Annotated in this window: 5 protein-coding genes; 4 read left to right on the top strand and 1 reads right to left on the bottom strand. The window is 75.3% G+C overall.

All coding sequences use genetic code 11. The annotated features are described in order from the left end of the window. Nucleotides 1–616, bottom strand: a 616-nt coding sequence (locus VR45_RS33655; RefSeq protein ID WP_045943698.1) for a cupin domain-containing protein, incomplete at its 3' end; no start/stop codon positions are given. Nucleotides 617–774: 158 nt separating this feature from the next. Here VR45_RS33655 and VR45_RS50285 point away from each other — a divergent pair. The 4 genes from VR45_RS50285 to VR45_RS33640 form a co-directional block, all read left to right on the top strand. Further along, nucleotides 775–903 carry a hypothetical protein gene (locus tag VR45_RS50285; protein ID WP_286163576.1) on the top strand — a complete coding sequence of 43 codons (129 nt, stop codon included), beginning with the start codon at nucleotides 775–777 and terminating at the stop codon, nucleotides 901–903. Between the two features lie 203 nt (nucleotides 904–1,106). Beyond that, on the top strand, nucleotides 1,107–2,369 hold the full coding sequence (locus VR45_RS33650) for a YcaO-like family protein (RefSeq protein ID WP_052709579.1): 1,263 nt from the start codon (nucleotides 1,107–1,109) through the stop codon (nucleotides 2,367–2,369). Then, nucleotides 2,362–3,498 (top strand): GNAT family N-acetyltransferase, encoded by a 1,137-nt coding sequence (locus VR45_RS33645; RefSeq protein ID WP_159394453.1) that lies wholly within the window; start codon nucleotides 2,362–2,364, stop codon nucleotides 3,496–3,498. The genes VR45_RS33650 and VR45_RS33645 overlap by 8 nt, the downstream gene beginning before the upstream one ends. A gap of 123 nt (nucleotides 3,499–3,621) precedes the next feature. Further along, a partial coding sequence (locus VR45_RS33640) for a hypothetical protein (protein WP_159394452.1) occupies nucleotides 3,622–4,522 on the top strand: 901 nt, incomplete at its 3' end.

Here is a 4,522-nt window from a genome sequence, read left to right as displayed (position 1 = left end):
GGGCGTCGGCGCCGCCGTGGGCGAGCAGGGCGCGCAGGACCTGGAGCAGGAGCAGCGGGGCGAGGTGGCCGAGCGCGAAGGAGGCTCCGGGCCGGTCCGCGGAGAGCTCGCCCAGGGCCTGGGCCAGCAGCCAGCGGACGGCGGGCGCCTCGGCCGTCGTCGCGCCGAGGCGCAGCACCGGGGGGAGCGCTCCGGTCAGCAACTCCTCGGCGGCGGGGTCGAGTTCCAGGCGGCCGTCGAGGGCGACGGCGTCCCGGCCCTCGGCCCCGGCGTGCAGGAAGGGCCCGGCCGTGGCATCGACCGGTGTCGGCGCGTCCGCCCCGGGCAGCTCAGGACCGCTCGCCAGCGTGTACGGGCGGTCGCCGGGGAGGACCGCGGCCTCGCCGGCGTCGAGGCGCACGGGCCGCTCGACGCCGGCCGCCGTCAGCCAGACGCTGCCCCGCAGGACGGCCTGGACGGTGAGCCTTCCCGGCGCCGGGAAGGCCAGGGCCCAGACCCCGGCGGCGGTCAGACAGCGCGGCAGGGTGCAGCGGACGGCGGTGAGTTCGAGGGTCTCGGCGACGAGGTCCCCCCGGAGCGCGGTGCCGGGGGCGGGTGACGACCGTGGTGCAGCCATGCGCGGACTTTCGCGCAAGTCGTGCGGACGGGCAAGCATTCACACGCCGTTGTCAACCGGACACGATCGGTGGCGGGACGTGTGCGCACTTGATCCCGTGCGGACCGGCCCCGGCCGCCGACCGGCGGCCGCAGGACGAATTCCAGGAGGCAGTTCCCATGGGCGGATTCCAGGACCGCGACAAGTTTCACCCGGACGAGGTCGTGCTGTCCGCGGCCGAGCAGGGCCTCATCGCCGAACTCGCCGGCCTCGGCGCCGAGTCGGCCGAGTCCACCGACGAGGACTGACCCGGCCCGCGCCCGGTAGGTCCACGGCGCCGGTCCGCGGCCGCTCGCACGCCGACGGCCGCGGTCCGGCGCTGCTCCGTCCAGCGGGACGGACACGACAGCACGACAGAAACGACAGCACGACAGGTACGACAGGCACGACAAGACGACAGATCAAGACGACAAGACGACAGACAACGACAGAAACGACAGACGGGACGGCCGTGACCACCACGCACAGCGCACCTCCCCAGGCGGGGGAGCGCGCCCTCACGCCGCGGCAGGCGTTCGGGAGGGCCGCGGCCGCCATCGCCGCCCTCGGCCTGGAGGCCGATCTGGCGCCGATCCTCGACGGCAGCCCCGGAACCTGGCGGTGCGTCCTGCGGCGTGACGGCGTGCCGCTGCGCACCGGGCTCGGGCTCGGCAAGGGCGGCCGGGCGGAGGCGCGGGCGGGCGCCCTGTTCGAGGCGCTGGAGCACCATCTCAGCGGGGTGGAGGGGCTCGACCCCGGTGGGATCCGGCTGGCGTCCGCGCACCGGCTCGCCGCCGGCCCGCTCGGGCGGGACATCGCCGTGGCGCTGCTCGCCCAGGCGCCGGACCGGCCGCTCGGCTGCCTGCCCTACCGGTCGCTGCTCGGCGGTCCGGACGTCGACGTGCCGCTCTTCCTCTCCGTGCCCGAGTACCTGCGCCCGGCGGGGGAGGGCCTGCGCCGCCGGGTCGGGGACGCCTACGACTACCGGTCGGTGGGCCGCTACTCGGTCAACAACGGCTGGGCCGCCGGGGCCGATCCGGTCGAGGCCGCGGTGCACGCGGTCAATGAGCTGATCGAACGCGACGCGCTCTCCGTCCTGCTGATCAACACCTTCCTGCGCGAGCGCCCGCGCCGCCCGGCCGTCGTCGACCCGGCGACGCTGCCGCCCGCGCCCGCCGCGCTGCTGGAGTTCGCCGTGGCGCGCACCGGCCGGCCGGTGCACCTGATCGACATGACCACCGATCTGGGCGTGCCGGCCTACGCGGCCCACCAGAGCGCGCCCCCGGGGCGGCCCGCCCGGATCTGCGGCTGGGGGGCGTCGCTGTCCCGGGAGTACGCGATCTCCCGCGCGGTGAGCGAACTCGTCCAGCTGCACAGCACCATGGACCTGCGGGAGGAGTACGCGCACCTGCTGCCCGAGCAGCGCGACGACACCGGGCCCTACCCGGCCCTGCACGCCTGCTACCTGTCGGACTTCACCGCGGCCCTGGCGACGGCTGAGGTCCGGCCGTTCGAGCCGACCGAGGTGCCCGACACCCCGAGCGGTCACCTCGACCGGCTGCTCGGCCTCCTGGCGGAGCGGGGGTTCGCGGTGTACCGGCGCGACCACCACGTCACGCCGCACGTGGCCGTGGTCAATGTACTGGTGCCCGGCCTGGAGCGGTTCATGCTGGTCACCGACGGCCAGGTGGTGGTGCCCGGCGAGCGCGGCCTCGCGGTGGCCAGGGGTGAGTGAGGCGCAGCGGCCAGAGGTGGGTGAGCAGCAGCCAGCGGCGACTGTGCAGCGGTGGCGACCGCTCGCCCGCGGTGACGCGCCCCGGGTGGCGGGGCTGCTGGCCGCCTGCGAGGAGGCGGACCGGACCGGCGACCGGCGCGGTGCCCGGGAACTGCTCGACGACTGGGCGGCCCCGGGTATCGACCTGGCCGCGGGCTCCGTCTGCGCCTGGGCGGGACCGGAGCCGGTGGCGTACGCGGTCACCCGGGCCAGGGAGCACGCCGACCCCGTCCACGAGATGGTCCTCGATCTCGCGGTGCACCCCGCCCACCGGACGCGGGACGTGCTGGCGCAACTGCTCGCCCGGTGCCGTCGGACCGCGGCCCGCCGGCACCGGGAGCGGTTCGGCGACGGCATCCCGCTGGAGCTGCACACCCGGACCCACGGCCACCAGCGCTGGCTCGCCGAGGCGCTGGACGCCGCCGGCCACCGGCGGGCGCGCGGCTACCGGGGGATGCGGATCGACCTGGCGGCGCACACGCCAGCACACACACCGGCACACACGCCCGCCACCGGGCCGGTGCTGCCGCCCGGCAGCGTGCTGGTGCCGTTCGAGGACCGCCACGACGCGGCGCTGCTGACGGCCCGCAACGCGATCTTCGCCGGCCACCCGGGCAGCGTCCCGATGACACCCGGGACCTGGCGCCACGCGGTGACCGGGAGCCCGTACTTCAGCCCCGGCTCCTCCTTCCTGCTGCTCTCCGCCGACGGCCGGCAGGTGCTCTGCTACCTGCTGACCACCGAGTACCCGACCACCGGGGCCGATTCCGCGGGCGGCGGGCGCGAGCTCTACCTCGCCAACGCCGGGACCCGCCCCGACCTGCACGGCCGGGGCCTCTACCGGGCCGTGATCACCCACACCCTCGCCCACGCGAAACGGCTCGGCTACCGCTGGGCGGTCCTGGACGTCGACGACACCAACACCATGGCGGTCGGCGGTTTCTACGAACGCCTCGGCGCCCGCACCATCCGCACCTGGGCGGGCCACGTCCTGGACGTCACCGGCACCGCCGCCCGCGCGGCGGGCACCCCGTCGGCGGCCCCGCCCGCCCGGCCCGCAGCCGCCGAACGGCGCAGGGGCGGCGGCTGACGGTTCGCCCACGACGCGGGCCTCGCCCAGGATGGGAGCACCGGGCGGGCCGTGGTGCGCCCCGGTGGCCCGGCTCACGGATGACGTCGTACGGACGGCGTTCCACGGATGAGGAGAGTGCCTGTGCTTGCTTCCGCATGCCCGCCCGCACCCCGGCCCGCACGGCGGCGCGCCGGCCGGTCGGCCGTCCTGGTCCCCGGGGCGGCCGCGATAGCGGTGCTGATGCCGCTCGGGGCGCCCGCCGCCTCCGCCGCGGAGGCGGGCCCGCCGCCGTTCCCGGTGGCGCAGGCCGTGGACGGGGAGGCGGCGCTGCCCTCGGCCCAGGAGGTCGCCGGGCTCTGCGCCAAGGAGTCGGCGTGCAGCTTCCGGATGTACGACCGGGTGCCGCGCGAGTTCGTGAGCGGGGTGCTGTCGGTGGGGAATGCGGCGATCAACTGCACCGGCGACCTCCTGGAGATCGACCGCACGGTCACCTTCGTCACCAGCAGCACGGACAACATCGGCGGCGAGATCTCCGGGAAGGCGGCGCTGGAGGGCGGGGTGGACACCACGGTGACCGTCTCCGGGTCGGGCACGGTGACGCCGGGGTTCGTGACCGGCGTCACCCAGTACGGTCCGAACAAGGACAAGGGCCCGTCCACCAAGGACGACATCAAGAACACGACCGAGGTGACCGGGACGGTGGCGGGCTCGAACGCGCTGCACCTGGGGGCCAAGGCGACCTTCGAGTCGGCGTTCCAGGCCACGTTCTCGCGGCAGTGGCAGGCCGTGACCACGGAGACGACCAGGGTGGTGTTCAACGTCGGCCCGGGTGACGAGATCCAGTTCGGGATGGTGAACGCGATGTCACGGGTGTCCGGTGAGCTGAAGGTGGACAACACCGGCAAGCTGATCAAGAACATCACGGTGGACAGCCCGTCGAGCGTCAGTGTCAGCTCGGTGGTCGCCCAGACCTTCGCGGTGCCGGACAAGTGCCTGTCACTGCGGCCCCCGGGCCGGGCCGCGGCCGCGGGCCTGGTGGAGC

The sequence above is a fragment of the Streptomyces sp. NRRL S-495 genome (assembly GCF_000966955.1).
GTDB lineage: Bacteria > Actinomycetota > Actinomycetes > Streptomycetales > Streptomycetaceae > Kitasatospora > Kitasatospora purpeofusca.
Note: the sequence above shows the minus strand (reverse complement) of the source record. Positions and strands in the feature narration are given on the sequence as shown.

Excerpts from the sequence above, each read along its gene's own strand:
- VR45_RS50285 (WP_286163576.1), top strand. The coding sequence starts at position 775 with ATGGGCGGATTCCAGGACCGCGACAAGTTTCACCCGGACGAGGTCGTG.